Source organism: Sphingomonas sp. ID1715 (assembly GCF_013044515.1).
GTDB lineage: Bacteria > Pseudomonadota > Alphaproteobacteria > Sphingomonadales > Sphingomonadaceae > Sphingomonas_B.
Genome location: NZ_JABEPR010000004.1, coordinates 1 through 26,708, shown reverse-complemented (window position 1 = coordinate 26,708; position 26,708 = coordinate 1). Strand labels below are relative to the sequence as shown.

The 26,708-nt window shown below is 65.0% G+C and carries 40 protein-coding genes and 1 pseudogene; 7 read left to right on the top strand and 34 right to left on the bottom strand.

Annotated elements, in window-relative coordinates; genetic code table 11:
- Positions 1-38: 38 nt before the first annotated feature.
- The 4 genes from rpsM to HJG53_RS11745 all read right to left on the bottom strand — a co-directional run bounded on the left by rpsM (position 39) and on the right by HJG53_RS11745 (position 2,835).
- Positions 39-407, bottom strand: coding sequence for a 30S ribosomal protein S13 (rpsM, locus tag HJG53_RS11760; RefSeq protein WP_171130817.1), 369 nt, complete (start codon positions 405-407; stop codon positions 39-41).
- 182 nt (positions 408-589) lie between these two features.
- Positions 590-805, bottom strand: a complete 216-nt coding sequence (locus HJG53_RS11755; RefSeq protein ID WP_171130815.1) for a DUF2945 domain-containing protein — start codon at positions 803-805, stop codon at positions 590-592.
- Between the two features lie 72 nt (positions 806-877).
- A complete protein-coding gene (gene gdhA / locus HJG53_RS11750; RefSeq protein WP_171130813.1) occupies positions 878-2,233 on the bottom strand; it encodes an NADP-specific glutamate dehydrogenase in 1,356 nt (451 codons plus the stop codon).
- 86 nt (positions 2,234-2,319) lie between these two features.
- Complete coding sequence (locus tag HJG53_RS11745) at positions 2,320-2,835, bottom strand: SRPBCC family protein (protein ID WP_171130811.1); 516 nt, start codon at positions 2,833-2,835, stop codon at positions 2,320-2,322.
- A 93-nt stretch (positions 2,836-2,928) separates the two neighbouring features.
- On the opposite strand from HJG53_RS11745, the gene HJG53_RS11740 reads away from it, so the two are divergent.
- Positions 2,929-4,221, top strand: coding sequence for an SLC13 family permease (locus HJG53_RS11740; protein WP_171131191.1), 1,293 nt, complete (start codon positions 2,929-2,931; stop codon positions 4,219-4,221).
- Here HJG53_RS11740 and HJG53_RS11735 read toward each other — a convergent pair.
- The 3 genes from HJG53_RS11735 to rplO all read right to left on the bottom strand — a co-directional run bounded on the left by HJG53_RS11735 (position 4,218) and on the right by rplO (position 7,059).
- On the bottom strand, positions 4,218-4,865 hold the full coding sequence (locus HJG53_RS11735; protein ID WP_171130810.1) for an adenylate kinase: 648 nt from the start codon (positions 4,863-4,865) through the stop codon (positions 4,218-4,220). The genes HJG53_RS11740 and HJG53_RS11735 overlap by 4 nt on opposite strands.
- Before the next feature lie 30 nt (positions 4,866-4,895).
- Positions 4,896-6,260: a preprotein translocase subunit SecY gene (secY, locus tag HJG53_RS11730; protein WP_171130807.1), complete on the bottom strand. Its 1,365-nt coding sequence runs from the start codon at positions 6,258-6,260 to the stop codon at positions 4,896-4,898.
- A gap of 244 nt (positions 6,261-6,504) precedes the next feature.
- Positions 6,505-7,059 carry a 50S ribosomal protein L15 gene (gene rplO, locus HJG53_RS11725; protein WP_171130805.1) on the bottom strand — a complete coding sequence of 185 codons (555 nt, stop codon included), beginning with the start codon at positions 7,057-7,059 and terminating at the stop codon, positions 6,505-6,507.
- Between the two features lie 283 nt (positions 7,060-7,342).
- Between rplO and HJG53_RS11720 the strand changes: the two genes are divergently transcribed.
- Together HJG53_RS11720 and HJG53_RS11715 are read left to right on the top strand one after the other, a co-directional pair.
- Complete coding sequence (locus HJG53_RS11720; RefSeq protein WP_171130803.1) at positions 7,343-7,549, top strand: cold-shock protein; 207 nt, start codon at positions 7,343-7,345, stop codon at positions 7,547-7,549.
- Positions 7,550-7,609: 60 nt separating this feature from the next.
- Positions 7,610-7,777, top strand: coding sequence for a hypothetical protein (locus HJG53_RS11715; RefSeq protein ID WP_171130801.1), 168 nt, complete (start codon positions 7,610-7,612; stop codon positions 7,775-7,777).
- A 26-nt stretch (positions 7,778-7,803) separates the two neighbouring features.
- Here the strand turns inward: HJG53_RS11715 and HJG53_RS11710 are convergent, their stop codons facing one another.
- A complete protein-coding gene (locus HJG53_RS11710; RefSeq protein WP_171130799.1) occupies positions 7,804-7,971 on the bottom strand; it encodes a hypothetical protein in 168 nt (55 codons plus the stop codon).
- A gap of 355 nt (positions 7,972-8,326) precedes the next feature.
- Here HJG53_RS11710 and HJG53_RS19145 point away from each other — a divergent pair, with 355 nt between their 5' ends.
- Positions 8,327-9,094 carry a Crp/Fnr family transcriptional regulator gene (locus HJG53_RS19145; RefSeq protein WP_171130797.1) on the top strand — a complete coding sequence of 256 codons (768 nt, stop codon included), beginning with the start codon at positions 8,327-8,329 and terminating at the stop codon, positions 9,092-9,094.
- 84 nt (positions 9,095-9,178) lie between these two features.
- On the opposite strand, the gene rpmD is transcribed toward HJG53_RS19145, so the two are convergent.
- From rpmD to HJG53_RS11575, 26 genes are all read right to left on the bottom strand, one after another.
- Positions 9,179-9,358 carry a 50S ribosomal protein L30 gene (gene rpmD / locus HJG53_RS11700; protein ID WP_010545738.1) on the bottom strand — a complete coding sequence of 60 codons (180 nt, stop codon included), beginning with the start codon at positions 9,356-9,358 and terminating at the stop codon, positions 9,179-9,181.
- A 4-nt stretch (positions 9,359-9,362) separates the two neighbouring features.
- Entirely contained in the window at positions 9,363-10,091 is a 729-nt protein-coding gene (gene rpsE / locus HJG53_RS11695) for a 30S ribosomal protein S5 (protein WP_254447722.1), read from the bottom strand.
- A complete protein-coding gene (rplR, locus tag HJG53_RS11690) occupies positions 10,092-10,445 on the bottom strand; it encodes a 50S ribosomal protein L18 (RefSeq protein WP_171130795.1) in 354 nt (117 codons plus the stop codon). It lies immediately after the preceding gene.
- Positions 10,445-10,978, bottom strand: coding sequence for a 50S ribosomal protein L6 (gene rplF, locus HJG53_RS11685; RefSeq protein WP_171130794.1), 534 nt, complete (start codon positions 10,976-10,978; stop codon positions 10,445-10,447). Before rplF ends, rplR begins: the two co-directional genes overlap by 1 nt.
- Positions 10,979-10,980: 2 nt before the next feature.
- A complete protein-coding gene (rpsH, locus tag HJG53_RS11680; RefSeq protein WP_171130792.1) occupies positions 10,981-11,376 on the bottom strand; it encodes a 30S ribosomal protein S8 in 396 nt (131 codons plus the stop codon).
- 10 nt (positions 11,377-11,386) lie between these two features.
- The gene (rpsN, locus tag HJG53_RS11675; protein ID WP_171130790.1) at positions 11,387-11,692 is read right to left on the bottom strand and encodes a 30S ribosomal protein S14; all 306 of its coding nucleotides are present in this window, start codon (positions 11,690-11,692) and stop codon (positions 11,387-11,389) included.
- A gap of 20 nt (positions 11,693-11,712) precedes the next feature.
- Positions 11,713-12,297: a 50S ribosomal protein L5 gene (gene rplE, locus HJG53_RS11670; RefSeq protein ID WP_171130788.1), complete on the bottom strand. Its 585-nt coding sequence runs from the start codon at positions 12,295-12,297 to the stop codon at positions 11,713-11,715.
- On the bottom strand, positions 12,290-12,610 hold the full coding sequence (rplX, locus tag HJG53_RS11665) for a 50S ribosomal protein L24 (protein ID WP_171130786.1): 321 nt from the start codon (positions 12,608-12,610) through the stop codon (positions 12,290-12,292). The genes rplE and rplX overlap by 8 nt, the downstream gene beginning before the upstream one ends.
- A 2-nt stretch (positions 12,611-12,612) precedes the next feature.
- The gene (gene rplN / locus HJG53_RS11660; RefSeq protein WP_171130784.1) at positions 12,613-12,981 is read right to left on the bottom strand and encodes a 50S ribosomal protein L14; all 369 of its coding nucleotides are present in this window, start codon (positions 12,979-12,981) and stop codon (positions 12,613-12,615) included.
- 12 nt (positions 12,982-12,993) lie between these two features.
- Positions 12,994-13,266 (bottom strand): 30S ribosomal protein S17, encoded by a 273-nt coding sequence (gene rpsQ, locus HJG53_RS11655; protein WP_046347142.1) that lies wholly within the window; start codon positions 13,264-13,266, stop codon positions 12,994-12,996.
- 13 nt (positions 13,267-13,279) lie between these two features.
- A complete protein-coding gene (rpmC, locus tag HJG53_RS11650) occupies positions 13,280-13,480 on the bottom strand; it encodes a 50S ribosomal protein L29 (RefSeq protein WP_171130782.1) in 201 nt (66 codons plus the stop codon).
- Positions 13,477-13,914: a 50S ribosomal protein L16 gene (rplP, locus tag HJG53_RS11645; RefSeq protein ID WP_171130780.1), complete on the bottom strand. Its 438-nt coding sequence runs from the start codon at positions 13,912-13,914 to the stop codon at positions 13,477-13,479. The genes rpmC and rplP overlap by 4 nt, the downstream gene beginning before the upstream one ends.
- Positions 13,915-13,926: 12 nt before the next feature.
- A complete protein-coding gene (gene rpsC, locus HJG53_RS11640) occupies positions 13,927-14,634 on the bottom strand; it encodes a 30S ribosomal protein S3 (protein WP_171130778.1) in 708 nt (235 codons plus the stop codon).
- Positions 14,634-15,011 (bottom strand): 50S ribosomal protein L22, encoded by a 378-nt coding sequence (rplV, locus tag HJG53_RS11635; RefSeq protein ID WP_171130776.1) that lies wholly within the window; start codon positions 15,009-15,011, stop codon positions 14,634-14,636. The genes rpsC and rplV overlap by 1 nt, the downstream gene beginning before the upstream one ends.
- Complete coding sequence (gene rpsS, locus HJG53_RS11630) at positions 15,011-15,286, bottom strand: 30S ribosomal protein S19 (RefSeq protein WP_171130774.1); 276 nt, start codon at positions 15,284-15,286, stop codon at positions 15,011-15,013. Before rpsS ends, rplV begins: the two co-directional genes overlap by 1 nt.
- Before the next feature lie 3 nt (positions 15,287-15,289).
- Positions 15,290-16,126: a 50S ribosomal protein L2 gene (gene rplB, locus HJG53_RS11625; RefSeq protein ID WP_171130772.1), complete on the bottom strand. Its 837-nt coding sequence runs from the start codon at positions 16,124-16,126 to the stop codon at positions 15,290-15,292.
- On the bottom strand, positions 16,126-16,440 hold the full coding sequence (locus HJG53_RS11620; protein WP_171130770.1) for a 50S ribosomal protein L23: 315 nt from the start codon (positions 16,438-16,440) through the stop codon (positions 16,126-16,128). Before HJG53_RS11620 ends, rplB begins: the two co-directional genes overlap by 1 nt.
- A complete protein-coding gene (gene rplD / locus HJG53_RS11615; protein ID WP_171130768.1) occupies positions 16,433-17,059 on the bottom strand; it encodes a 50S ribosomal protein L4 in 627 nt (208 codons plus the stop codon). Before rplD ends, HJG53_RS11620 begins: the two co-directional genes overlap by 8 nt.
- 3 nt (positions 17,060-17,062) lie before the next feature.
- Entirely contained in the window at positions 17,063-17,815 is a 753-nt protein-coding gene (gene rplC, locus HJG53_RS11610; protein WP_171130766.1) for a 50S ribosomal protein L3, read from the bottom strand.
- A gap of 299 nt (positions 17,816-18,114) precedes the next feature.
- Entirely contained in the window at positions 18,115-18,426 is a 312-nt protein-coding gene (rpsJ, locus tag HJG53_RS11605; protein WP_046347132.1) for a 30S ribosomal protein S10, read from the bottom strand.
- Between the two features lie 109 nt (positions 18,427-18,535).
- The gene (gene tuf, locus HJG53_RS11600) at positions 18,536-19,726 is read right to left on the bottom strand and encodes an elongation factor Tu (RefSeq protein ID WP_171130764.1); all 1,191 of its coding nucleotides are present in this window, start codon (positions 19,724-19,726) and stop codon (positions 18,536-18,538) included.
- 79 nt (positions 19,727-19,805) lie between these two features.
- Entirely contained in the window at positions 19,806-21,878 is a 2,073-nt protein-coding gene (gene fusA / locus HJG53_RS11595; RefSeq protein ID WP_171130762.1) for an elongation factor G, read from the bottom strand.
- Between the two features lie 68 nt (positions 21,879-21,946).
- A complete protein-coding gene (rpsG, locus tag HJG53_RS11590; RefSeq protein ID WP_171130760.1) occupies positions 21,947-22,417 on the bottom strand; it encodes a 30S ribosomal protein S7 in 471 nt (156 codons plus the stop codon).
- A gap of 46 nt (positions 22,418-22,463) precedes the next feature.
- Positions 22,464-22,835 carry a 30S ribosomal protein S12 gene (gene rpsL / locus HJG53_RS11585; protein ID WP_019831557.1) on the bottom strand — a complete coding sequence of 124 codons (372 nt, stop codon included), beginning with the start codon at positions 22,833-22,835 and terminating at the stop codon, positions 22,464-22,466.
- A 217-nt stretch (positions 22,836-23,052) separates the two neighbouring features.
- A complete protein-coding gene (locus HJG53_RS11580; RefSeq protein ID WP_171130758.1) occupies positions 23,053-23,478 on the bottom strand; it encodes a DUF6165 family protein in 426 nt (141 codons plus the stop codon).
- The gene (locus HJG53_RS11575; protein WP_254447721.1) at positions 23,475-24,368 is read right to left on the bottom strand and encodes a glycosyltransferase family 9 protein; all 894 of its coding nucleotides are present in this window, start codon (positions 24,366-24,368) and stop codon (positions 23,475-23,477) included. Before HJG53_RS11575 ends, HJG53_RS11580 begins: the two co-directional genes overlap by 4 nt.
- A 205-nt stretch (positions 24,369-24,573) precedes the next feature.
- Here HJG53_RS11575 and HJG53_RS11570 point away from each other — a divergent pair, with 205 nt between their 5' ends.
- The 3 genes and pseudogenes from HJG53_RS11570 to HJG53_RS11560 all read left to right on the top strand — a co-directional run.
- Positions 24,574-25,386, top strand: a complete 813-nt coding sequence (locus HJG53_RS11570) for a TIGR04290 family methyltransferase (RefSeq protein ID WP_254447720.1) — start codon at positions 24,574-24,576, stop codon at positions 25,384-25,386.
- Entirely contained in the window at positions 25,383-26,387 is a 1,005-nt protein-coding gene (locus tag HJG53_RS11565) for a glycosyl hydrolase (protein ID WP_171130753.1), read from the top strand. The genes HJG53_RS11570 and HJG53_RS11565 overlap by 4 nt, the downstream gene beginning before the upstream one ends.
- Positions 26,387-26,708: pseudogene (locus HJG53_RS11560) on the top strand (inositol-3-phosphate synthase); the annotation flags it as partial. The gene HJG53_RS11565 and the pseudogene HJG53_RS11560, both read left to right, overlap by 1 nt.

The window sequence follows — 26,708 nt, the reverse complement described above, 5'->3', positions numbered from 1 at the left end:
GTCCCGAGCCGCCGCCGTTCAGGCGGCGCGTCGAGGGATTACTTCTTCTTGCCGGCGATCGGCTTCGCCTTGCCCTTGCGGGTGCGGGCGTTGGTGTGGGTGCGCTGGCCGCGGACCGGCAGGCCCTTGCGGTGGCGCAGGCCACGATAGCAGGCCAGGTCCATCAGGCGCTTGATGTTCATCGCCGTCTGGCGGCGAAGGTCACCCTCAACCGTCAGGCCCGCGTCGATCGCTTCGCGGATCTGCAGCACTTCCTGATCGCTCAGGTCCTGCACGCGACGCTCGGACGCGATGCCGAGCTGTTCGGTCAGCTTCTTGGCCGTGGTCGGGCCGATGCCGTGGATATAGGTCAGCGCGATCTCGACGCGCTTGTTGGTGGGGATGTTCACCCCCGCGATACGTGCCATGTAACGTCTTCTCCTGCTCCACAGGCCGGCTGGCGACCGGCCCATCTCAGCGCTTCAAAAGTCCCGAAACGAGCAAGACCGGCGAGCGCGCAAGTGCGCCGCCGGAACGAGCGGTGTGTCGGAAGAGCAGCGATCTAGGGAGCGGCTCGCCGGCTGTCAACGCCCGATCCGACCCGAAGCCGCTATTTGGCCTTCTTCAACGCTTCGGGCTTGTGCGCGGCTTCCTTGCCCGACTTGTCGGACCGAACCAGATATTCGGGATTGTCCTTCGACGCCGCGACCTTGTGGCCCTTGATCCGGGTTTCAGAAGTCAGCTTCTTCACGACCTTCCCGACCGAATGGCCGCCCGAGCTGTCCCACTCGACCTTGTCGCCCGCCTTGAACGTCTTTTCCGCCATGTCGCACTCCTCGCGGCTGGAGCGCTCAACCAGCGGATGCGGCGAGGCGTTCCCGCCCCGCCGCTCACCGCATCAAACGACGCCGTAGGCCAGCATCGCGTCGGCGACCTTCTTGAAGCCGGCGATGTTGGCGCCCTTCACATAGTCGCAATAGCCGCCGCCCTGCTGGCCATATTCCACGCAGCGCGAGTGGATGCCGTCCATGATGTCGACGAGCAACTGCTGCAGCTGCTCTTCCTTCCAGGAGATGCGCGCCGAGTTCTGGCTCATCTCGAGCCCCGAGACGGCGACGCCGCCGGCATTGGCCGCCTTGCCGGGCGCAAACAGGATCTTCGCTTCCTTGAACAGGTGCACGCCGTCGAGGTTCGTCGGCATGTTGGCGCCTTCCGACACCGCGATGCAGCCATTGGCGATCAGCGTCTTCGCATCCTCGCCGAGCAGCTCATTCTGCGTCGCGCACGGAAGCGCCACGTCGCACGGCACACCCCAGGGCGTCTTGCCTGCGGTGAAGGTCGAGCCGGCGAACTGGTCGACATATTCCTTGATGCGGCCGCGCTTCACATTCTTCAGATGCTTGACCCAGTTGATCTTTTCCTGATCGAGCCCGGCCGGATCGTGGATGAAGCCTTCGGAGTCGGACAGGGTCACGACCTTGCCCCCGAGTTGCGTCACCTTCTCTGCGGCGTGGGTCGCGACATTGCCGGAGCCCGAGATCACCGCGACCTTGCCGACCAAGTCCTGGCCCTTGGTCTTGAGCATATTGAGGAGGAAATAGGTGGCGCCATAGCCGGTCGCCTCGGTGCGGATCAGCGAGCCGCCATATTCCAGACCCTTGCCGGTCAGCACGCCGGTGAACTCGTTCGTGATCCGCTTATACTGGCCGAACATATAGCCGATCTCGCGCGCGCCGACGCCGATATCGCCGGCAGGCACGTCCACGTCCGCGCCGATGTGGCGGTATAGCTCCGTCATGAAGCTCTGGCAGAAGCGCATCACTTCGGCGTCGCTCTTGCCCTTCGGATTGAAGTTCGACCCGCCCTTGCCGCCGCCCATCGGCAGGCCGGTCAGGGCGTTCTTGAAGGTCTGTTCGAAGGCAAGGAACTTGAGCGTCCCCTCCGTCACCGATGGGTGGAAGCGGATGCCGCCCTTATAGGGGCCGATCGCATTGTTGTTCTGGACACGCCAGCCGCGCTGCACGCGAATATTGTTGTTGTCGTCTTCCCAAACGACCCGGAACGAAACCACGCGATCCGGCTCGGCGATGCGCCGGAGGATCTGCCATTTGTGGTAATCTTCCTTGTCCTGAATGAAGTCGAAAATATCCTCCGCGACCTCCTGGACCGCCTGGACGAATTCCGGCTGCCCAGGGTTGCGCTTCTTCACTCCCTCGATGAAGCGAGGAAGGTCGACGTGATCGGAAACTGCCATTCATGCCCCCATTGGTGCGGATCGGTGTTGCGATGACCCGTGGCCTTCTCTGATTCGAGGCCGTTATCCCCGAGGGTTAGCATAGTTCATGGCTTGGCCAAGGCGGCTTGCAGTCCGCGCAGTTGTTCGGCCAGCACGCGATCGACGATCGGCGCCAGCTTATCGGCTCCGCCCCGCACAGAGCCGTTGACGACATAGCTCTGGGTCACTTCGGTGCCGCCAGCGACCGGCTTGAGGCTCCAGGTGAGCACGGCGGTGACCGCCTCCTGCTGAAGCGGCCCGAGCGCGGCATAAAGGCGCAACGCCTTGCCCGGCTGCGCAAAGACGACGCGTCCATGTTCGATCGAGCCGCGGTCCGCCGGGAGCGCCTCGCAAAAGCAGCCGCCGGCGCGAAGCTCCTGGGTGAAGTTGGCAGAGTCGCCCGAATAGCTGTGCGCCTTGTTCCACCAGCGCGCCGGCTGGCCTAGCATCGCATAGACTTGCTCCGGCGGCACCGAAATGCGGGCGGCATTCGCGATTTCGAACCCTGTCGGCGAGGCCGTCTTCACCTCCGCCATTGCCGGCGCGCTCGCCACTGCCCCCAGCATCATAATGACGCGCATCCTCTTGCTCCCTCCCTGCAACGGACCAAATGGCCGTGATGGCAGTTCACCTATCATGAGACGAGGGCGGCCGCGAACACAGGCATGCTGACGATCACTTTAGCCCAGGCGATCACCTTGGCGGTGCTTGCCGGTGTCGTCATTGCGCTGATCGTGGACAAGGGACGGCCGGAGGTTGTCGCGCTGCTCGGCGCGGCCGTGTTGCTGATGACGGGCGCCATCAAGCCGCGCGAGGTCCAGTCGGCGTTCGCGAGTCCCGCGATCATCGCCCTCGCCTCGCTCTTCGTGATTTCCTACGCGATGGAACGTTCCGGGCTGCTCGACCTCGTCGCTCGCGGGGGCGTGCGGCTGGGCAGGGCCTTGGGCCGGCTGGGGATGTGGATCGTGGTGCTGACGTGCGGCGGAGCGTCCGCGTTTCTCAACAACTCGCCGATCGTGATCCTCGCCGCACCGGTGGTGAGCGACGTCGCGCGCGGCATTGGAGAGCCGCCGAAGCGCTACCTTATGCCGCTATCCTACATCACGGTCCTGGGCGGCTGCTGCACCCTGATCGGCACCTCGACCAACCTGCTGGTCAATGACATGGCGCGCGCTGCCGGCCATCCCGGCTTCGGCATTTTCGAGATCGCGCCGGTCGGGCTGGCGATTGCCGCGGCGGGAGCAATCTACCTGCTCTTGTTCAGCAACCACCTTGGCCGCGACGCAGAGGCGACCGAGCCTCGGCCGGCTGCCACCCTGGCCGACACAGCGAATGTCGGTCGGGCCGACATTTTCGCGCCGGAGCGTCCGTTGCACCCCTGGCGAGCGGCGTTCTCCCTCGCGACTTTCATCGCTGCGGTCGGCCTGGCAGCGGCAGGGGTGGCGCCGATCGCCGCGACCGCTTTCGCCGGCGCGGTGGTGCTGATCGCGACTGGGGTGATCGAGCCGGACGAAGCCTATGCCGGCTTGAGACCGGACGTGCTGCTGCTAATCGCGGGCATGGTCATCATCGGCCTAGCGCTCGAGCAGACGGGCCTCGCCGAGACGGCGACGCGCGCGCTCTCGCAACTCCTTCTGCCCCTGTCGCCCTTTTGGGCTCTCGTCATCTTCTACGGCGCGACGCTGATCCTGACTGAGATCTTGTCCAACGCCACCGTTGCAGTGCTGTTGACGCCCGTCGCGATGGCGCTAGCGGAAACGATCGGGGTGAGTTCAACCCCCTTCATCGTTGCCACGATGATGGCGGGCAGCGCGGCCTTCGCAACTCCGTTCGGCTATCAGACGAACACCATCGTCTACCGGATGGGTCAATATCGCTATCTGGACTTCGTGCGGTTCGGGCTGCCGCTCAACCTGCTGACCTGGCTGGTCGGCTCGCTCACCATCCCAATCTGGTTCCCGTTCTAGCGGTCCAGAATAGCTTCGATCTGGGCGGAGACGCTGTCCATATCGGCCATGCCGTCGACGCGGCTGACCAGCCCGCGGGCTTCGTAGATCGGCAGGATCGGCGCCGTCTTGGCGCGATATTCGGCCATGCGGGTGCGCACCGTCTCGGCATTGTCGTCCGGCCGGCGCTTGAACTCATGCGCGCCACAGACGTCGCAGGTGTCTGCGACCTTCGGCTGCTTGAAGCGGTCGTGATAGCCGGTGCCGCACTGGGCGCAGGTGAAGCGGCCGGTGATCCGGTCGACCAGCGCATCCTCGTCCACTTCCAACTCGATGACATGATCGAGCGAGCGGCCGCGGGCGGCAAGGATCGCGTCGAGCGACTCCGCCTGCGCCGCAGTGCGAGGATAGCCGTCGAAGATCGCGCCCTGGTTCGGGCCCATCAGGTCGAGCGCCTCGCCGATCAGGTCGGACACGATTTCGTCCGACACCAGCTCGCCCGCGTCCATCACCGCCGCGACGCGGTTGCCGACCGGCGTGCCGGATTTGCGCGCCGCGCGCAGCATGTCGCCGGTGGAAAGCTGCACCATGCCGCGCTCGGCGACCAGGCGCGTGGCCTGGGTCCCCTTGCCCGCGCCCGGAGGCCCCAACAGGATGATGTTCATGGGCAGGCCAGTCTCCCCTTGTCGCGCCGTCTAGCGGGCACGTCCCTTCAGCTTCGCCTTCTTTATCAGGTCGCCATATTGGTGCGCGAGCAAGTGGCTCTGGATCTGCGTCACCGTGTCCATGGTCACGTTGACGACGATCAGCAGGCTGGTGCCTCCCAGATAGAAGGGAATGCCCGCCGCCGACACCAGATATTCCGGCAACAGGCAGATGATCGTCAGATAGGCCGCGCCGATCACGGTGATGCGGGTCAGCACGTAGTCGAGATAGTCGGCCGTGTTCTTGCCTGGCCGGATGCCGGGGATGAAGCCGCCATAGCGCTTCAGATTGTCGGCAGTCTCTTCCGGATTGAACACCACCGCCGTGTAGAAGAAGGCGAAGAAGATGATGCCGGCACCATAGAGCGCCATGTAGAGCGGCGTGCCGTGCTGCAGATATTGGTTGAGGCCGATGATGAAATCGCCCCACTGGCTCTCGCCCGCCGTCCGCTGACCCGCGAACTGGGTGATCGTCAGCGGCATCAGCAGCAGCGACGACGCGAAGATCGGCGGGATCACGCCCGACGTGTTGATCTTCAGCGGCAGGTGGCTGCGGTCCGCTTGCATCATGCCGCGCTGCGTCTGCCGCTTCGGATACTGGATCAGCACGCGACGCTGAGCGCGTTCCATGAAGCAGATGAAGCCGATCAGGCCGAGCGCGACGATCACGATCGTCAGGATCAGGAACGGCGACAGGCTGCCCGTGCGACCGCCTTCGAACAGGTTGACGAGCGTCGTCGGCAACTGCGCGACGATACCGGCCATGATGATCAGCGAGACGCCATTACCGACGCCGCGGCTGGTGATCTGCTCGCCTAGCCACATCAGGAACATGGTGCCCCCGATCAGCGAGATGACGGCGGTGATGCGGAACAACATGCCCGGATCGACGACGGCGGACTGTCCCCCGCTCCCACCGAAGCTCTCAAGCCCGACGGCGATGAAATAGCCCTGGATCGCGGTCAGCGCGACGGTGCCGTAGCGGGTGTATTGGTTGAGCCGCTTGCGCCCGCTCTCCCCTTCCTTCTTGATCGCGCCGAGCGCGGGGCTGAGCGTCGTCGCCAGCTGCACGACGATCGAGGCGGTGATGTATGGCATCACGCCCAGCGCGATGATCGACATGCGGGTCAGCGAACCGCCCGAGAAGGTATTGAAGAAATCGAGCACGCCGCCGCGTGTTTGATTGGCCAGGCTTTGAAGAATGGTCGGGTCGATGCCCGGCAGCGGGATGAAGCTCAGCATGCGGAAGACGATCAGCACGCCGATCGTGAACCACAGCCGCTTTTTCAGCTCGGTCGCCTGCCCGAACTTCGACAGGTTGAGGTTGGAGGCCATTGCGTCGGCGCGAGATGCCATGAGAGTCTGTCAGTCCTGAAATGCCACAAGCGGCGGGAAGCCGATCAGCCCCCGCCGCCCATATAGTCACCTGAAGGCGCTTGTCACGGGAGCGGCAGGTCCAATCCCCAACTCCGTTCGTCCCGAGTAGCCGACGAGCTTGCCGAGACGGCGTATCGAGGGATGCTTCGATACGAGCCCTCGATACGCTGCTGGCGCAGCTACTCGGTCTCTACTCAGCACGAACGGCTATCGGACCGAAAGCTTACGCTTTGGCGGGGATCGGCGCCTGGCCGCGTGCGGCGCGGTTCGCGTCGCGGACGCTGTTCTTCTTGGCCGCAGCCTTCTCCGCGGCCGGCACGACCTCGATCACCGACACCGAACCACCGGCCTTCTCGATCGCCTCGCGCGCACCCTTCGACACGCCGGCGACGCTAAAGTTCAGCTTGGCCGAGAACTCGCCCTTGCCGAGCACGCGCACGCCGTCCTTGCCGCCGCGCGCCACGCCTGCGGCCTTCAGCGCGGCATGGTCGATCGTGCCGTTCGCATCGAGCGTACCGGCATCGACCAGCTTCTGGATCGCACCCAGGTTCACCTCGGCATAATCCTTGGCGAAGATGTTGTTGAAGCCGCGCTTCGGCAGCCGCATGTGGAGCGGCATTTGGCCGCCCTCGAAGCCGGCGATGGAGACGCCCTCGCGGCTCTTCTGGCCCTTCTGGCCGCGGCCGCCGGTCTTGCCCTTGCCGGAGCCAATGCCCCGTCCGACCCGCATCTTCGACTTACGCGCGCCCTGATTGTCGCGGATTTCGTTCAGTTTCATAGCACTCGGTTTCCCTGTGTTCGCGCAGATGGATGGAAGCGGGGGCGCATAGCGGCGGCTAATGGGTTTGTCACGGGGTTAATGCGCTGTGCGACAAATGCGTAACGGGCCGACGAATTGCCGCGCCCCCTTGCGCATCTCCCGCACGCGCCCCAATTGTCGCGCGCTACGGTCGCAAACTGACGGTCTTTGGCGCTTTGCGGCTCCTTCTTCCTTCTCTCCCTGCAGCTGCTGCTCGGGCGCACCGGCAGTCGGACGCCTGTTCTAACGAAGGAAGACTCTCATGATCACCGGAACCGTCAAGTTCTTCAACGCCGACAAGGGCTATGGCTTCATCCAGCCCGAGGACGGCGGCACGGATGCTTTCGTGCACATCTCCGCCGTCGAGCGCGCCGGCATGCGCACCCTCGATCGCGATCAGCGCGTCAGCTACGAGCTCGAGACCGACCGCCGCGGCAAGACCAGCGCGGTCAATCTCCAGTCGGCCTGACCTTTTCAAGCGGAGGCGGGCGCATGCGTCCGCCTCTTCCGGCCGCCCAAGGAAAATATCATGAGCCAAGCCGAACAATATCGCGCCCAGGCGCAAGCCGCGGAGGCCGCCGCTGCGGAGGCCGTGCTCGCCAATGTCCGCGAGCGAAATCTGCGCTCCGCACAGGCTTGGCATGAAATGGCTGAGAAGGCTGCGCGCACCGACCGGCTCCGCGCCGAACGCGGCTGAGCGGAACGCGACCGGCACCTGTTGCCCTAGCCGATGGCGGAGGTCTTCGGGTCCGGTTCCAGCGCTGCGGCCTGTCGATCCATCTCCTCCGCAAGTTTGCTCAGGCCCTCAACGGCGATCGGATCGCGGATGGCGTCTGCCAGCCGCCGACACTTTTCGGCCTTTTCGCGCAAGGCTGCCGCATCGCTCATCAACTCGGGCTCCGGCGCATGCGGACTGCAGGCGGCAAGCGAGCTATGTCGGCAATCCGACATTGAGCCAAGTGCCCGATGCCTAACGCATATCAGCTTGCAACAGCTGTCCCGATCTGGGCCATGCCCGAGGCCTCAACTCGCCGTCGCCATGGCTCCGCCGCGGCTTGTGAACACGTACCATCATTGGGTGCAGGTTCATCTCAACCAGGTTATTCTCCTGCATCTAGGTTAACTTGATTCAAGTGTGCGGCGGACACAGCCTATGTTATAAGCTTGCATCGCCGGCATTTTGGCCCGCAGGCACCGGCGGCTGAGAGATACTATGTGCTCCCGCTTGCAGTCTGGGGAGCATGCTGTGACAGGCTCTATTTCGTCCAACCTATATCCATTCGTCGCGCGTCTCGCTGCGCATTCGCATCTCAGCAGGGACGATCAGCACGCACTGGCCGCGCTGCCCAACCGCACTTCGCAGATCGCCGAGAAGCGCGATTTCGTGCGGCTGGGAGAACCAGTCGAACATGCCTGTTTCATCCTGGAAGGCTTTGCCGCCCGCTTCTCGCAGAACCACGCCGGACTGCGCCAGTATACCGCCTTCCACATCAGCGGCGATATGGCGGACCTCCACTCGGTGGTACTGCCCAACCCGACCTCCGGCCTCCAGGCGCTGACCACGACCACGATCCTGATGGTCCCGCACGCGGCCCTGCGCGAACTGACGCGGACGCGGTCGACCGTCGCAGAGGCGTTCTGGCGCGAATGCATGATCGACGCGGCGATCACCGCGCAATGGGTGGTGAATGTCGGCCGCCGGGATGCCCGCACGCGCATGGCCCATCTCCTCTGCGAGATGGCGCGGCGCTACGGCGCACCGCAGACCGCGCACTGCACGTTCGTGATGCCGACGACGCAGGAGAATCTCGCCGACGCCACCGGGCTCACCTCGGTCCATGTGAACCGCACGCTCAAGGTGCTTCGCGACGAGGGCGTGGCCGCAATCCGCGCGCGCACCGTCGAGATCTTCGATTGGCACCGGCTCCAGGATATCGGCGAGTTCGACGACGCCTATCTCGGCCCCGCCCCCGCCGCGCCCAGGCACATGCCGAACAGCCTGGCACTTGCGTGAAACGGCCAGCCCAAGGCTGCCATGGAAAAGGCCCGGAGCGGCGGTGCCGTCCGGGCCTTCTCGTATTCGGCAATGAGCGGAGGGTTAGCCCTCGATCACCTCGACCATATGCGGCAGCTTGCGGATCATGCCGCGGACCTCGGGGGTGTCCTCGAGCTCGCTGACCTTGTGCATCTTGTTGAGGCCCAGGCCGATCAGCGTCGCGCGCTGATCCTTGGTGCGGCGGATCGGGGAGCCGATCTGCTTGATCTTGATCTTCGCCATGAGCTTACTCCGTCACCATCGCGGCGTCCGCTTCGGCGGACTGGGCGGTGGCGTTCTGCGCGCGGCCGAGCAGGTCGGCGATCTTCTTGCCGCGACGCTGCGCGACCGACTTCGGCGAAGTCTGCTCGCCGAGCGCCTCGAAGGTCGCGCGGATCATGTTGTACGGGTTGGACGTGCCGACCGACTTGGTCACCACATCGGCCACGCCCAGGCTCTCGAAGATCGCGCGCATCGGGCCGCCCGCGATGATACCGGTGCCCTGCGGCGCCGAACGCAGCGTCACCTTGCCGGCGCCGAAACGGCCGTTGCCGTCATGGTGCAGCGTGCGGCCTTCGCGGAGAGGCACGCGGATCATCTTCTTCTTGGCCGAAGCAGTCGCCTTCGAAATGGCTTCCGGCACTTCGCGTGCCTTGCCATGGCCGAAGCCGACCCGGCCCTTGCCGTCGCCGACCACGACCAGCGCCGCAAAGCCGAAGCGCTTGCCGCCCTTCACGGTCTTGGACACGCGGTTGATGTGGACGAGCTTTTCGATCAGCTCTTCGCCGCCGTCTTCGGCGCCGCCACGGCGATCGTCGCGACGGCGATTGCCGTCCCGACCGCCACGGCCACGATTGTCGCCGCCGCCGCGACCGCGACCGCCGCGGGGCCCGCGGCCCTGGCGCTCGCCGCCTTCGGCAGGAGCACCGGCGGCAGCGCCGGCGCCTTCGGCCTGGATTTCGTTTTCGTCAGCCATTTAGAACTCCAATCCGCCTTCGCGGGCGGCATCAGCGAGCGCCTTGACGCGCCCGTGGAACAGGAAGCCGCCGCGATCGAAGACCACGGCCTTGACGCCGGCAGCCGTCGCACGCTCGGCGACACGCTTGCCGACCGACGCCGCGGCGTCCTTGGTCGCGCCGGCCTGGCCCTTCACATCCTTGTCGAGGGTCGAGGCGGCGGCGAGCGTGCGGCCCGCCTCGTCGTCGATCACCTGCGCATAAATGTGCTTGCCCGAGCGATGGATCGACAGGCGCGGACGCGAACCGGCGCGGGCGCGGAGCGAGGTCCGCACGCGCTGGCGACGCTTTTCGAAGATGGAGAGCTTCGCCATTACTTCTTTTTCCCTTCCTTGCGGAAGATATACTCGCCGCGATACTTGATGCCCTTGCCCTTATAAGGCTCCGGCTTGCGCCAGCGGCGGATCTCGGCGGCGACTTGGCCGACCTTCTGCTTGTCGATCCCCGTGATGTTGATCGTCGTCTGGTCGGGCGTCGCGATCGTGATGCCTTCCGGCACGTCGAAGTTGACGTCGTGGCTGTAGCCGAGCTGCAGCTTCAGGGTCTTGCCCTGGGCATTCGCGCGATAGCCGACGCCGGTGATCTCGAGGGTCTTGGTGAAGCCCTCGGTCACACCGGTGATCAGGTTCTGCACCATGGTCCGCTGCATGCCCCAAAAGGCACGCGCCTGCTTGGTGTCGTTCGCCGGCTTGACGAGGATGCCGTCGCCTTCGACCGAGTAGCTGATCTCGTCGCGGAGGGGCATGGTCAGCGTGCCCTTCGGACCCTTGACCGAAATCTGACCGCCCTCGACGGTGGCGGTGACGCCTGCGGGTACGGGAACCGGTTTCTTACCGATGCGGCTCATGATCAGAACACCTCTGCGAGAACCTCGCCGCCCGCATTCTGTTCGCGCGCTTCCGCGTCGGACAGAACGCCCTTGGGCGTCGAGACGATGGTGATGCCAAGGCCGTTGCGCACGCGCGGCAGCTCCTTGCTGCCCGAATAGACGCGGCGGCCCGGCTTCGAGACGCGGGCGATGTGCTTGATCGCCGGCTGGCCCTCGAAATATTTCAGCTCGATGCGGAGCCCCGCATGGCCGGCGACGTCTTCTTCGCGATAGCCGCGGATATAGCCTTCGCGCTGCAGCACATCGAGCACGCGGGCGCGCAGCTTGGACGCGGGGGTGACCACGCTGTCCTTGCGGGCCTGCTGGCCGTTGCGGATGCGGGTGAGCAGATCGCCCAGGGGATCGGTCAATGCCATATTCTGATCCTTACCAGCTCGACTTGGTCACGCCGGGGATCAGGCCCTTGTTGGCCAGATCGCGCAGCATCACACGAGCGAGACGGAACTTGCGATAATAAGCGCGCGGACGGCCGGTGATCTCGCACCGGTTGCGGATCCGCGTCGGGTTCGCATTGCGGGGCAGCTCGGCCATCTTGAGACGCGCGATCAGACGCTCGGTCTCGTCGCGGCTCTCGTCGTTCGCGATCGCCTTCAGCTTCGCGTACTTGGGTGCGTACTGCTTGACGAGCTTCTTGCGACGCTCGTTCTTGTTCACGGAACTCAGTTTCGCCATGACTTAAGTTCTCCAGGCCCTCAGGCCGCTTGCTTCTGTTCGTCCGCGTCTTCACGCGGGAACGGGAAGCCGAACAGACGCAGCAGCTCGCGCGCTTCATCGTCGGACTTCGCAGTGGTGGTGACGATCACGTCCATGCCGCGCACCTTTTCGATGCGGTCATAGTTGATCTCGGGGAACACGATCTGTTCCTTGAGACCCATCGCATAATTGCCGCGGCCGTCGAACGACTTGGCATTCAGCCCGCGAAAGTCGCGGACGCGCGGCAGCGCGATGGTGATCAGACGGTCGAGGAACTCGTACATCCGCTCGCGGCGCAGGGTGACCTTGCAACCGATCGGCATGCCTTCACGCAGCTTGAACTGCGCGATCGACTTCTTCGCCTTGGTGATGACAGGCTTCTGGCCGGCGATCGCTTCCATTTCGGAGGCGGCCGCTTCGACCTTCTTCTTGTCCTGCGTCGCTTCGCCCACGCCCATGTTGAGCACGATCTTCTCGATCTTGGGCACTTCCATGCGGTTCTTGTAGCCGAACTTCTCCGTCATCGCCTTGACGATGACGTCGTCGTACCGCTGCTTCATCCGCGGGGTGTAGGTGTCAGCCATTGATGACCTCCCCGGACTTGACGGCCACGCGGACCTTCTTGCCGTCGCGCGTTTCGAAGCGGACGCGGGTGGCCTTGCCGGTCTTCGGGTCGGCAAGCGCGACCTTGGACACATGCAGCGGCGCTTCCGTGCGCTCCAGGCCGCCCTGCGGGTCGACCTGGCTCGGCTTCTTGTGGCGCGTGGCGATGTTGATGCCCGAAACGACGACCTTGCCGTCCTTCGGGAGCGAACGGGTGACTTCGCCGGTCTTGCCCTTGTCCTTGCCGGACAGGACGACGACCGTGTCACCCTTTTTGATCTTGGCGGCAGCCATGATTACAAAACCTCCGGCGCCAGGCTGATGATCTTCATGTGGCCCTTGGCGCGCAGTTCGCGAACCACCGGCCCGAAGATGCGGGTGCCGATCGGCTCTTCGTTCTTGTTGACCAGCACGGCGGCATTGCCGTCGAAGCGGATGGTCGAGCCGTCCGGACGGTGAATGTCCTTGGCGGTGCGGACGATGACGGCACGGTGCACGTCACCCTTCTTCACCTTGCCGCGCGGCGCCGCTTCCTTGATGGACACGACGATGATGTCGCCCACGCCGGCGGTGCGCCGCTTGGAGCCGCCCAGCACCTTGATGCACTGGACGCGCTTGGCGCCCGAGTTGTCGGCGACGTCCAGGTTGGACTGCATCTGAATCATGGCAGTGCCTCCTTAGCCTTCGGCCGACGCACGCTCGGGCGTGACGGCTGCTGCGACGCGATCCACCACGCGCCAGGTCTTGAGCTTGGAAATCGGCGCGGTCTCCTCGATCCGCACGATCTCGCCGGCCTTGAACTCGTTGCCCTCGTCATGGGCATGATACTTCTTCGACCGACGAATGATCTTGCCGTAGAGCGGGTGCTTCACCTTGCGCTCCACACGGACGACCACCGTTTTGTCGGTCTTGTCGGAGACTACGGTCCCCGTCAGCACGCGCTTCGGCATGTTTCCGTTTTCCTTACTTCGCAGCCGAGCGCGAACGCTCGGACTGGATCGTCTTGATGCGCGCGATGGTGCGGCGCACCTCGCGGACCCGCGACGGCTTTTCCAGCTGGCTGGTGGCCGCCTGGAAGCAGAGGTTGAAGGCCTCGCGCTTCAGTGCCCCGAGCTGCTCGGACAGCTGGTCGTCGGTCATCGGCGTGAGCTCGCTCTGCTTCACTTGCCTGCTCCCAGGTGCGAGGTGTCGCCCAGGCGGGCCACGACCTTGGTCTTGATCGGCAGCTTCATCGCGGCGCGGCTGAACGCGACCGCGGCGATGTCGCCTGGCACGCCGTCCAGCTCGAACAGGATGCGGCCGGGCTTGACGCGCGCGACCCAATATTCGGGCGCGCCCTTACCGGAGCCCATGCGGACTTCGGCCGGCTTCGACGAGACCGGCACGTCCGGGAAAATGCGGATCCAGAGGCGACCCTGGCGCTTGATGTGGCGCGTGATCGCGCGGCGGGCCGCTTCGATCTGGCGGGCGGTGATCCGCTCGGGCTCCATCGCCTTCAGGCCATAGGCGCCGAAGTTGAGCTGGGTACCGCCCGGTGCGTCGCCGGAAATACGGCCCTTAAAGGCCTTGCGGAACTTGGTGCGTTTCGGTTGCAGCATGTTCTCTTATCCTTAGCGGCGCTCGTCGCGCGCGGGGCGCACGCCGGAAGTCTGCGCTTCCATCATCAGCCGGTCGGTCGCGGTCGGATCATGGCCGAGAATCTCGCCCTTGAAGATCCAGACCTTGACGCCGCACACACCATAAGCGGTGTGCGCTTCGGCCTCGGCATAGTCGACGTTCGCGCGCAGCGTGTGCAGCGGCACGCGACCTTCGCGATACCATTCGGTCCGCGCGATCTCCGCACCGCCCAGACGGCCGGCGCAGGTGATGCGGATGCCCTCGGCGCCCAGCCGCAGCGCCGACTGCACGGCGCGCTTCATCGCGCGGCGGAAGGCGATACGACGCTCCAGCTGGTCGGCCACGGACTGGGCGACGAGTTTGGAGTCGATCTCGGGCTTGCGGATCTCGACGATGTTCAGCGACACGTCGGACGCGGTCATCGCGTTCAGCGTCTTGCGGAGCTTCTCGATGTCCGCGCCCTTCTTGCCGATGATCACGCCGGGGCGCGCGGCATAGACGGAGATGCGGCACAGCTTCGCCGGACGCTCGATCACCACCTTGGAGATCGCCGCCTGCGGCAGCGTCTTCATGATGTGCTTGCGGATCCGAAGATCCTCGAGCAGCAAACGACCATAGTCGTCGCCTTCCGCGAACCAGCGGCTGTCCCAGGTCCGGTTGATCTGCAGGCGCAGACCGATGGGATTGGATTTCTGACCCATTATGCTTCTTCCTGCTCGCGCACGACGATGCGAAGACGGCTGAACGGCTTCACGATCCGGGTCGAACGACCACGGGCGCGCGTGGCGAACCGCTTCATCGAGATCGACTTGCCGACGCTGGCTTCCTTGACGACCAGCGCGTCGACGTCGAGATTGTGATTGTTCTCGGCATTCGCAATCGCGGACGCGAGCACCTTGCGCACTTCCACGGCCATCGCCTTGGGCGAAAACTGGAGGATGCTCATCGCCTCCCCCGCCTTCTTGCCGCGAATCAGGCCGGCGACGAGGTTGAGCTTCTGCGCGCTGCCACGGATGGTGGTGCCAACCGCCAGCGCTTCCTTGTCGTCGACGCGACGCGGAGCTGCCTGCTTGCCCATTAGCGCTTGCCCTTCTTGTCGGCCGCGTGACCCGGGAAGAAGCGGGTCGGCGCGAACTCGCCGAGCTTCATGCCGACCATGTCCTCGTTGACGGACACGGGCACGAACTTGCGGCCGTTATAGACGTTGAACGTCAGCCCGACGAACTGCGGCAGGATCGTGGAGCGGCGCGACCAGGTCTTGATCGGCGCACGCGCATTGTTCTCCTGCGCGGTCTCGGCCTTCTTCAGCAGGCTGAGCTCGACGAACGGACCTTTCCAGACGGAACGGGTCATCTCTTAACCCTTCTTCTTCGCGTGACGGCTGCGGATAATCATCTTGTCCGTCGCCTTGTTGTGACGGGTGCGCGCACCCTTGGTCGGCTTGCCCCACGGGGTGACCGGGTGACGGCCGCCCGAGGTCCGGCCTTCACCACCGCCATGCGGGTGGTCGACCGGGTTCTTGGCGACGCCGCGGGTCAGCGGGCGCTTGCCCAGCCACCGGTTGCGGCCGGCCTTGGCAAGGTTCTGGTTGGCGTTGTCGGGGTTCGACACCGCACCCACCGTGCACATGCACTCGCCGCGGATGTAGCGCTGCTCGCCCGAGTTCAGGCGGACGATCACCATGCCGCGGTCACGGCCGACGACCTGCACATAGGTGCCCGCCGAACGCGCGATCTGACCGCCCTTGCCGGGCTTCATCTCGACATTGTGGACGATGGTGCCGACCGGAACCTGGCCGATCTCCATCGCATTGCCCGGCTTCACGTCGGTCTTCTTGCCGGCGACAACGACGTCGCCCGCACCAAGCCGCTGCGGCGCGAGGATATAGGCGAGCTCGCCATCCTCATACTTCACGAGCGCGATGAAGGCGGTGCGGTTGGGATCATATTCGATCCGCTCGACCGTCGCCGACATGTCCCACTTACGACGCTTGAAATCGACATAGCGATAGCGCTGCTTGTGACCGCCGCCGATGCCACGCGAAGTGACATGGCCCTTGTTGTTGCGGCCGCCGCTCTTGCGCTTGCCTTCGGTCAGCGCCTTGACCGGCTTGCCCTTGTAGAGGTTCGCGCGGTCGACGAGGATCAGGCCACGGCGGGCCGGGCTCGTCGGGTTATATTGCTTGAGCGCCATTACCGGGTAACCCCTTGCGTCACGTCGATGGTGTCGCCGTCCTTCAGCGTCACCACGGCCTTCTTCACATCCGACCGCGTGTAGGGCTTGCCCTTCCAGCGCTTGGTCTTGCCCTTCTGGGTGATCGTATTGACGCCGGTGACGGTCACGCCCCACAGCGCCTCGACCGCCGCCTTGATCTGCGGCTTGGTGGCGTCGCTCGCGACCTTGAACACAACGGCGTTGTGCTCGGACAGCAGCGTCGACTTTTCAGTGATGTGCGGCGCAACCACCACGTCGTAATGACGCGGGTCGACCGTCTGGGTCTTAGCCATTGAAGCGGGCCTCCAGCTTCTCGACGGCCGCGCGGGTCAGCACCAGCGTCTCGGCCCTCAGGATGTCGTAAACATTGGCGCCGATCGCCGGCAGCACGTCGATCTCGCGCAGGTTGCCCGCGGCGAGCGCGAAGCTCGTCTCGACCTGGTCGCCGTCGATCACCAGCGCGGTCTTGCCAAAGCCCAGCGCCTGCAGGTTGCCCTTCAGCGTCTTGGTCTTGTTCTCGGCAACCGCGAGGCTGTCCATGACGATCAGCTTGCCGTCCCGAGCCTTCGACGACAGCGCCATCTTCAGGCCCAGCGCGCGGATCTTCTTGTTCAGCGACGGATTGAAGTCGCGGAGACGGGCGCCGTGCGCCTTACCGCCGCCGATGAACACCGGGGCGCGGCGATCGCCGTGACGGGCAGTGCCGCCGCCCTTCTGACGGCCGAACTTCTTGCCGGTGCGGGCGACGTCCGACCGTTCACGGGTCGGGCGCGCGGTGCCGCGGCGCTTTTCGAGCTGCCAGGTGACGACGCGGTGCAGGATGTCGGCGCGGGGCTCGAGGCCGAAAATCTCGTCCTTGAGCTCGATGTCGCCGTTACCCTTGGCGTCGAGGGTCTGTACCTTGACCTTCATCGCTTAGCCTTCCTGGCTCTCGGTGGCGTCCTGCGCCGGCGCCTCGGCGGGCGTGTCGGCAGGAGCGTCATTGTTGTTCTGGGCGGTCCGGACCGCAGCCGGATACGGCGCGTCCTTGTGACGGCTGACCTTCACCGCATCCTTGACGGTGAGCCAAGTGCCCTTGTGACCCGGCACCGAGCCCTTCACGAAGATCAGGCCGCGCTCGACATCGGTGCCGACCACTTCCAGATTCTGCTGGGTGCGCTGACGGTCGCCCATATGGCCGGCCATCTTCTTGTTCTTGAACACGCGGCCCGGATCCTGGCGGTTGCCGGTCGAACCGTGCGAGCGATGCGAAACCGACACACCGTGCGTCGCGCGCAGACCGCCGAAGTTCCAGCGCTTCATGGCGCCGGCAAAGCCCTTGCCCTGGGTGTGGCCGGAAACGTCGACCAGCTGGCCGGCGACGAAATGGTCCGCGGTGATCTCCGCACCGACGTCGAGGAGCGCGTCCTCGGCGACACGGAATTCGACGATGCGCGCCTTCGGCTCGACTTCCGCCTTGCCGAACATGCCGCGCTGCGGCTTGGCAACGTTCTTCGCCTTGGCCGCGCCGGCGCCGAGCTGCACCGCGACATAACCGTCGCGATCCGCTTCGCGGCGTCCGATGACTTGCAGATTTTCCAGCTGCAGGACGGTCACCGGCACGTGCCGGCCATCATCCTGGAACAGGCGGGTCATCCCCATCTTCTTTGCGATCACGCCAGTGCGCATGATCCGTTCCTTCCAAACAGAGGCTCCGTCGCCGTGAGGCTTCGGGAGCGTGCCAACGAAAAAGGCCTCGGTGATCCCGAGGCCCCGGCCCATGTTCGATACGCCCCCGCCCGGGCCGGATATCCGCATCGCTGCGAATGGCGGGGACGCAGTCCAGGCCGCTTGAAGAAGCGTCCTGCGGTATCCCATTGTTCGTGTTCACCGGCGAAGGCCGGTGCCCAGTTCAGCGTTTCCGCTGGACCCCGGCCTACGCCGGGGAACAGAAAAGTGAATCACTTTTCCGCGAGAGAGAGGCGCCTTTACGCGAGTTTGATCTCCACATCAACACCCGCGGCGAGGTCCAGCTTCATCAGCGCATCGACCGTCTGCGGCGTCGGCTGCACGATGTCGAGCATGCGCTTGTAGGTGCGCACTTCGAACTGCTCGCGCGACTTCTTGTCGACGTGCGGGCTGCGGTTGACGGTGAACTTTTCGATACGCGTGGGGAGCGGAATGGGGCCCCGGATGAGCGCGCCGGTACGACGTGCGGTGTCGGCGATGTCGCCGGTCGCCTGGTCGAGAACGCGATGATCGAACGCCTTCAGGCGAATGCGAATATTCTGGGTTTCCATGTCCACTACCGATGCGAAAGAGCCATGCCCGGTTCGACCCGGGCTTACATAAATTGCAAACCGCCCGGCCCCCTAGGGGGAGCCGGGCGGCGATGCAAGCCGAAAAGGCTTACTTGGTGATCGTCGCGACGACGCCGGCGCCGACGGTCCGACCACCTTCGCGGATCGCGAAGCGCAGGCCCGGATCCATCGCGATCGGCGCGATCAGCTTGACCGACAGCTGCACGTTGTCGCCCGGCATCACCATCTCGGTGCCCTCGGGGAGAACGACTTCGCCGGTCACGTCCGTGGTGCGGAAGTAGAACTGCGGACGATAGTTGGCGAAGAACGGCGTGTGACGGCCACCCTCGTCCTTCGACAGCACGTACACTTCCGAGGTGAACTCGGTGTGCGGCTTGATCGAGCCCGGCTTGCAGAGCACCTGGCCACGCTCGACCTCTTCACGGCCGACGCCGCGGATCAGCGCGCCGATATTGTCGCCGGCCTGGCCCTGATCGAGCAGCTTGCGGAACATCTCGACGCCGGTGACGACGGTCTTGCGGGTGTCCTTGATGCCGACGATCTCGACTTCCTCGCCGACCTTCACGACGCCGGTCTCGACACGGCCGGTCACGACGGTGCCGCGGCCCGAGATCGAGAACACGTCTTCGATCGGCATCAGGAACGGCTTGTCCAGCGGACGCTCCGGCTGTGGGATCCACTCGTCGACGGCCGCCATCAGCTTCAGGATCGCGTCACGGCCGATTTCCGTGTTGCTGTCCTCGAGCGCCGCCAGCGCGGAACCCGCGATGATCGGAATATTGTCGCCGTCGAAATCGCGCTTGGACAGTTCCTCGCGGATTTCCAGCTCGACCAGCTCGAGCAGCTCGGGATCGTCGACCTGGTCGACCTTGTTCAGGAACACGACCATGGTCGGCACGCCGACCTGCTTGGCGAGCAGGATGTGCTCCTTGGTCTGCGGCATCGGGCCGTCGGCGGCCGACACGACCAGGATCGCGCCGTCCATCTGCGCGGCGCCGGTGATCATGTTCTTCACATAGTCGGCGTGACCCGGGCAGTCGACGTGCGCATAGTGGCGCTGGCCGGTCTCATACTCGACGTGCGCGGTCGAGATAGTGATGCCGCGCTCACGCTCTTCCGGCGCCTTGTCGATGTTGGCGTAGTCGACGAACGTGGCCCCGCCGGTTTCGGCCAGCACCTTGGTGATCGCCGCGGTCAGCGACGTCTTGCCATGGTCGACGTGACCGATGGTGCCGATGTTGCAGTGCGGCTTCGTCCGCTCGAATTTCGCTTTCGCCATTGTCTTCCTACCGTTTCAGTTGGTTTCTGCGCTGCCACAGGAGTCGCGAGAACGCGGCCCCATAGCGGCTGTTTTCAAGTTACGCCAGCTTCGCCTTCACTTCGTCGGCCACGTTCTGCGGCACTTCGTCATAATGGCTGAACTGCATCGTGTACTGCGCGCGGCCCTGGGTGAAGGACCGGAGCTGGTTCACATAGCCGAACATGTTGGCGAGCGGCACCAGCGCCTCGACGGTCTGCGCGTTGCCGCGGCTGTCGGTGCCCTGGATCTGGCCACGCCGGCTGTTCATGTCGCCGATGACGTCGCCCAGATAATCTTCCGGAGTCACGACTTCGACCTTCATGATCGGCTCGAGCAGCTTGATGCCGGCCTTGGCCGCCGTCTCGCGCATCGCGCCGCGGGCACAGATTTCGAACGCCAGGGCCGACGAGTCGACGTCGTGGTAGGCGCCGTCGATCAGGTGCACTTCGAAGTCGATGATCGGGAAGCCGATCAGGTGACCGGTCTCTGCAGTCTCGCGGAAGCCCTTCTCCACCGACGGGATATATTCGCGCGGGATGTTGCCGCCCTTGATCTCGTCGAAGAACTGGAATCCCGAACCGCGTTCGCCCGGCTTCACCTCGACCTTGACGCGACCGAACTGGCCGGAGCCGCCCGACTGCTTCTTGTGGGTGTAGTCGATCGACACCGGCTTCGCGAGATACTCGCGATACGCCACCTGCGGCGCGCCGACATTGGCTTCGACCTTGAACTCGCGCTTCATGCGGTCGACCAGGATCTCGAGGTGGAGCTCGCCCATGCCCTTGATGATGGTCTGGCCCGATTCATGGTCGGTCGACACGCGGAAGCTCGGATCCTCGGCGGCCAGGCGGTTGAGCGCGATGCCCATCTTTTCCTGGTCGGCTTTGGTCTTGGGCTCGACGCTCAGCTCGATGACCGGCTCGGGGAACTCCATCCGCTCCAGGATGATCGGCGCGTTCGGCGCCGCCAGCGTGTCGCCGGTGGTCGTTTCCTTCAGACCCGCGATGGCCACGATGTCGCCGGCAAAGGCCTCATCGATGTCTTCGCGGCTGTTGGCATGCATCAGCAGCATGCGGCCGATCTTTTCCTTCTTGTCCTTCACCGTGTTGAGGACCGTGCCCTTTTCGAGCTTGCCCGAATAGATGCGCGCGAAGGTCAAGGAGCCCACGAACGGGTCGTTCATGATCTTGAACGCCAGCGCCGAGAACGGCGCCGTGTCGTCGGCCGGACGCTCGTCCGGCGTCTCGCCGTCGAGCTTCACGCCCTGGACGTTCGGAATGTCGAGCGGCGACGGCAGATAGTCGACGACAGCGTCGAGCAGCGGCTGCACGCCCTTGTTCTTGAACGCCGAACCGCACAGCACCGGCACGAACGAGAAGTTCAGCGTGCCCTTGCGGATCAGCTTCTTGAGCGTCGCCGCGTCGGGCTCCTGGCCCTCCAGATACGCTTCCATGATCTCGTCGTCCTGCTCGACGGCCATCTCGATCAGCTCGGAACGAGCGGTCGCGGCGGCGTCGGCGAGGTCGGCCGGAATGTCCTGATATTCGAACTTCGCGCCCAGCGACTCTTCGAGCCAGATGATCGCGCGGTTCTCGACCAGGTCGACCAGGCCCTTGAAGCCGCTCTCGATGCCGATCGGGAGATAAAGCACGGCCGGGCGGGCGCCCAGGCGATCCTTGATCATGTCGACGCACCGCTCGAAGCTCGCGCCGGTGCGGTCGAGCTTGTTGACGAAGCACATGCGCGGAACCTTGTACTTCTCCGCCTGGCGCCACACGGTCTCGGACTGCGGCTCCACACCGGCGACGCCGTCGAAGCACGCGACCGCACCGTCGAGCACGCGCAGCGAACGCTCGACTTCGATCGTGAAGTCGACGTGGCCGGGCGTGTCGATGATGTTGATCCTGTGGTCGTTCCAGAAACAAGTCGTCGCGGCCGACGTGATCGTGATGCCGCGCTCCTGCTCCTGCTCCATCCAGTCCATGGTGGCGGTGCCTTCATGCACTTCGCCGATCTTGTAGGACTTGCCGGTGTAATAGAGGATGCGCTCGGTCGTCGTCGTCTTGCCGGCGTCGATATGCGCCATGATGCCGATATTGCGGTAGCGCTCGAGCGGATGGCTGCGGGCCATGATCGTGGTTCCTTAGCGATGTAGGGAGCAGGCACGGACGCCCACTCCCCACGATATAGGTACGAAACTTACCAGCGGTAGTGGCTGAAGGCGCGGTTCGCTTCGGCCATGCGGTGCGTGTCCTCGCGCTTCTTGACGGCGTTGCCGCGGTTCTGCGCGGCGTCCATCAGCTCGCCCGACAGGCGGCCCGACATGGTCTTCTCGCTGCGGTTGCGCGCGGCGGTGATCAGCCAGCGGATCGCGAGCGCCTGGGCGCGCTCGGGACGCACCTCGACCGGCACCTGATAGGTCGCACCGCCGACGCGGCGGCTGCGGACTTCGATGCCCGGCTTGATGTTGTTCAGCGCGTCATGGAACACGCCGAGCGGCTCGCGCTTCGCGCGCTGCTCGACCGTTTCCAGCGCCGAATAGACGATCGCTTCGGCGACCGACTTCTTGCCGTCCAGCATGATGTTGTTCATGAACTTGGACAGGACCTGATCCCCATAGACCGGATCAGGCAGGATCTCCCGCTTCTCGGGACGACGACGACGTGCCATTTCTTGTATTCCTTCTCTTCAGCTCAATCCGGAACGTGTCCGGAGCTTACTTCGGACGCTTTGCGCCGTACTTGGAACGGGACTGTTTGCGGTCCTTGACGCCCTGGGTGTCGAGCACGCCGCGCAGCACGTGATAGCGCACACCGGGCAAGTCGCGCACGCGGCCGCCGCGGATCAGCACCACCGAGTGCTCCTGAAGGTTGTGGCCTTCGCCCGGAATGTAGCTGATGACCTCGCGCTGATTGGTCAGGCGGACCTTGGCCACCTTGCGTAGCGCCGAGTTCGGCTTCTTCGGCGTCGTCGTATAGACGCGCGTGCACACGCCCCGCTTCTGCGGGTTCTGTTCCATCGCAGGGACCTTGGACTTGGCCTTCTGCGGCTCGCGGCCCTTGCGGACCAGCTGATTGATCGTCGGCATTGAAGCCCTTCACCTTGTGTTACCGGAAAGCCCGGCGGTTACTTTGTCAGCGCCCGAACCATTCAAAACAAAAGAGCCCGGCGGCATCTGCCCCCCGGCCCCTCATGCGCCAACAATGTTCAAGCTTACCCGCGCGTCCAGGAGCAGCCTTGGGTCACAACCGGCCTCGCGAGCGTGGCGGCGCTATAGCTTTCGAGTCCCTCGCGGTCAACGCCCTTCAGGCAGGTTCGCCGCTCAGCATGAACGGCGCGTTCGCGCCGCTCCAATAGCTCTTCTCTTCGACCAGCTCTGAGCCGAGCAGTGCATTGATCCGCCGCTTGATCGCAGCGCGTTCGTCATTGCGCATATAGACCGCGCGGGCAAGCCGGACGAAGTCTGGCCCGAAGCGCCCCCTCGCCTCCTCGGCGCGGATCCCGTCCTCGATGTCCCAAAGGTCGCGGTTGACGGCACGAAGATCGTCCAGTGGCTGGCGCAGGTTTGACCGTGCCAGCACCTCGCCCGCGGTGCGAGACAGCAGTCTCAGTTCCTTCAAGACATTGGCCCGGGACGTCTCGCTCACAATCCGCTCGGCCTTGATCTCGAGGATCGTGATCTTGTCGAGCAATTCGCCCCACGAGACCGGCACGAGCGGCGTTTCGATCATCCCTGCTTCTCCGCAAGCGCTTCACGCGCCGCCAGGTCGCGCTCCACCGCGGCAATGACGCTCTCCCAATCTCCGGCGCGCGGCTGCACATATTGCCGCACTGAAGGATACCAGGGGCTCGACGCCTGCGCCGGATTCCAGCGCCAGTCCGGCTGCGCCTTCAGCAGCAGCCAGGTCGGGCGGCCAAGCGCTCCGGCCAGATGGCCGATCATCGTATCGACGGTGACGACCAGCGCGCAGCCGGCGACCAGTGCCGCCGTGGCGCCGATGTCGAACGGACAGCCGGCGAGGTTCAGCACGGCCAACTCGGTCGGCTCCGACACGAGCGTGAGTACCGGGCGCCGTTGGCAGATCGAGGCGAAGTGCGCCGGGGGAACCGACCGGTCCGCGTCCCACTCCCCCGCTCCGTAGCAGAGTCCGATCGTGCCGGCCGGCAGGATCGCAGCGGGCGCGCGCAGATAGGGCGGGCGCGCGCAGTCGGGCGTCGCCCGCAGGGCGAAATCCAGTTCGGTGACGTCGAGATCGACTTCCGCGGGCGGCAGCGGACGCGCGGGATCGAACGGGTGCAGCCTCAAGCCGGCATCGAGCGTCCGCAGCAGCTCCAGCAAGCGCGGCTGCACCTCCAAGGTCACCGAAGCCGCGCGGGCCGCGAGCAGCGGCAGGAAGCGGGCGAACTGGATCGTGTCGCCGAGCCCGTGATAGCAGCGCACCAGCACGTCCCGTCCGTCGACAGGCGTGCCGTCCCACACCCAGCGCAGATGATAGGGCAGCGACGGATCGTCGCGCGTCGCGGGGTCGCGCTCGGCCAGAGCCAGCGCGCCGAGCGACCAGGCCTCGGCGTAGCGCTCCGCCCGCATCACCGCCACCCATTGCGCCATTCTATCGCTCATCGGCGGGATCAAGTCGCACCGCCGACACTGGTTCCACATCCGATACGAAGGCACTGAAAAATGACGCGCTCACAGCTTTGTTGCTGGGTGGCGTTGACCGAGGGAACGGCGCTGCAACCCGTTCGTTAGCGAAACGAAAGCCACAGCCGGAAGTGTCATGGCGGCTATCCAGCCGCCGGAGCGTCCCGGAAAAAAGGGGCGAGAGTTGAGCCGCGACGACGAGAGATTTGCCGACACACGAAGTGCCTCGCTGCGCCAGCGGATCGAAGCGCTCGGACCCTGGTTCCACAACATCGATCTCGACGGCATCGCCACCGCTCCCGATCATTTTCTCGGCGACTATCCGCGCTTCAAATTCGCCCAGTTCGCCGATGCGATCCCTGCCGACCTGACCGGCAAGAGCGTCCTCGACATCGGCTGCAATGCCGGCTTCTACTCGGTCGAGATGAAGCGTCGCGGCGCGGAGCGCGTGCTCGGCATCGACAGCGACGATCGCTACCTGGCCCAGGCCCGGCTCGCCACCGAGGCGCTGGGCTTTACCGGCGTCGAGTTCGCCAAGCTTTCCGTCTATGACGTAGCGACGCTCGGCGAACGCTTCGACCTCGTCATCTTCATGGGCGTGCTCTACCATCTCCGCCACCCGCTGCTCGCGCTCGACCTGATCCGCGAGCATGTCGCCGGCGACCTGATGCTGTTCCAGACGCTGCAGCAGGGATCGGGCGCGGTGCTCGACGTGCCCTCGGATCACCCCTTTTTCGATCCCGCCACCGGCGAGCCGCCCGCCTTCTTCGACGATCCCGGCTATCCCAAGCTCCATTTCATCGAGCGCGAGTTCGCGCACGACTGGACCAATTGGTGGGCCCCGAACGCCGCCTGCAGCATGGCGATGCTTCGCGCCGCGGGCTTCACCGTCGAGAGGACACCTGAGGCCGACGTCTATCTCTGCCGCGTCGCGCCCGTACCTTACGCCAAATACGGACCCGCCGCCGTCTATCCAGTCAAGGGGAATACGCGTTGATCGAAGCCGCAATGATCTGGAACGAGCCCAACAACAAGTCGCATTGGGACCCCCAGATCGACCCCGACTGGTCGCAGTTCGCCGACCATGTGATCCGCGCCGGCCAAGCCATCCGCTCCGTCAATGCGGCCATGACGCGGGTCTTGGGCGGCATGTCGCCGATCGACCCGCACTGGCTGCGGCGGATGGAAGATCATGGCGCGCTCGATGGCGTCGACGTCGTCGCCGTGCACGGCTTCCCGCTCGACTGGAATCTCTGGCCGCTCAGCGCCTGGCCGGACAAGATCGCCGAGATCAAGGCGGTGACCGACAAGCCGGTGTGGGTGACGGAAGTCGGCGTCAGCTCGTTCGGCGCCGAGGAAGTGCAGGTCTTCGGCCTCCAGCGCACCGCCGAGCTGCTCAGGGACGTCGTGCCCCGCATTTTCTGGTATTCGCTCTTCGACCTGCCGCAGAGCTGGGGCGCGGAGACACGCCACCGCGAGGCGGAGGGCTCCTCCTATTACCGCCACTTCTATCTCGGCCTGATCCGCGAGGACGGCACGCCCAAGCCCGCGCTCGAAACCTATGCGACGCACGCCGCCGATGTCGGCCTGATGCAATGGTTCCACTTCCACGATCCGCGGCTCGACGAGGCGGTGCAGTGGATGAAGCGGCTCGGCACCCGCCGCATCCGCACCGGGCTCAGCTGGGCTGACAGCTTCCGCCCCGGCGCGATCGACTGGTTCGACCGGCAGATGGAAGCACTCGCCGACTTCGACGTGACCGTCACCTTCTGCTTCACGCCGCAGCATCTGGGCGTCGCCCCTCATCACACCAGCCCCGCGCAAGACCCCCAGGCGTTCGCTGACTTCTGCGCCTGGATGATCAACCGCTATGCGCCCGCTCAGCCCCAGCGGCTCGACGCACCGGTGGTGCCGCTCGCCGACTGGCAGGAGCCCGAACTCAACCCGCTGAACTTCAACCGCGACGAGCGTCTCGCCGCCGAACGGAGCGCCGCCTGATGCTGTCGCCCGAGCCCCATGGCATCAACGTCGCGCTGGTCGGCGTGGGCAATTGCGCGAGTTCGCTGGTGCAGGGGCTGGCGCATTATCGTGATGGCGCGAACGAGCATGTCGGGCTGATGCATTGGGAGCTGGGCGGCTATCGCCCAAGCGACATTCGCGTGGTCGCTGCCTGGGATGTGGACCGGCGCAAGGTCGGCCGGGATGTCGCCCAGGCGATCTTCGCCAGGCCCAACTGCACCGCTGTCTTCTGCGAGTCCGTGCCGCGCACCGGCGCGACCGTGCGCATGGGGCGTGTGCTCGACGGCGTCGCCGAGCATA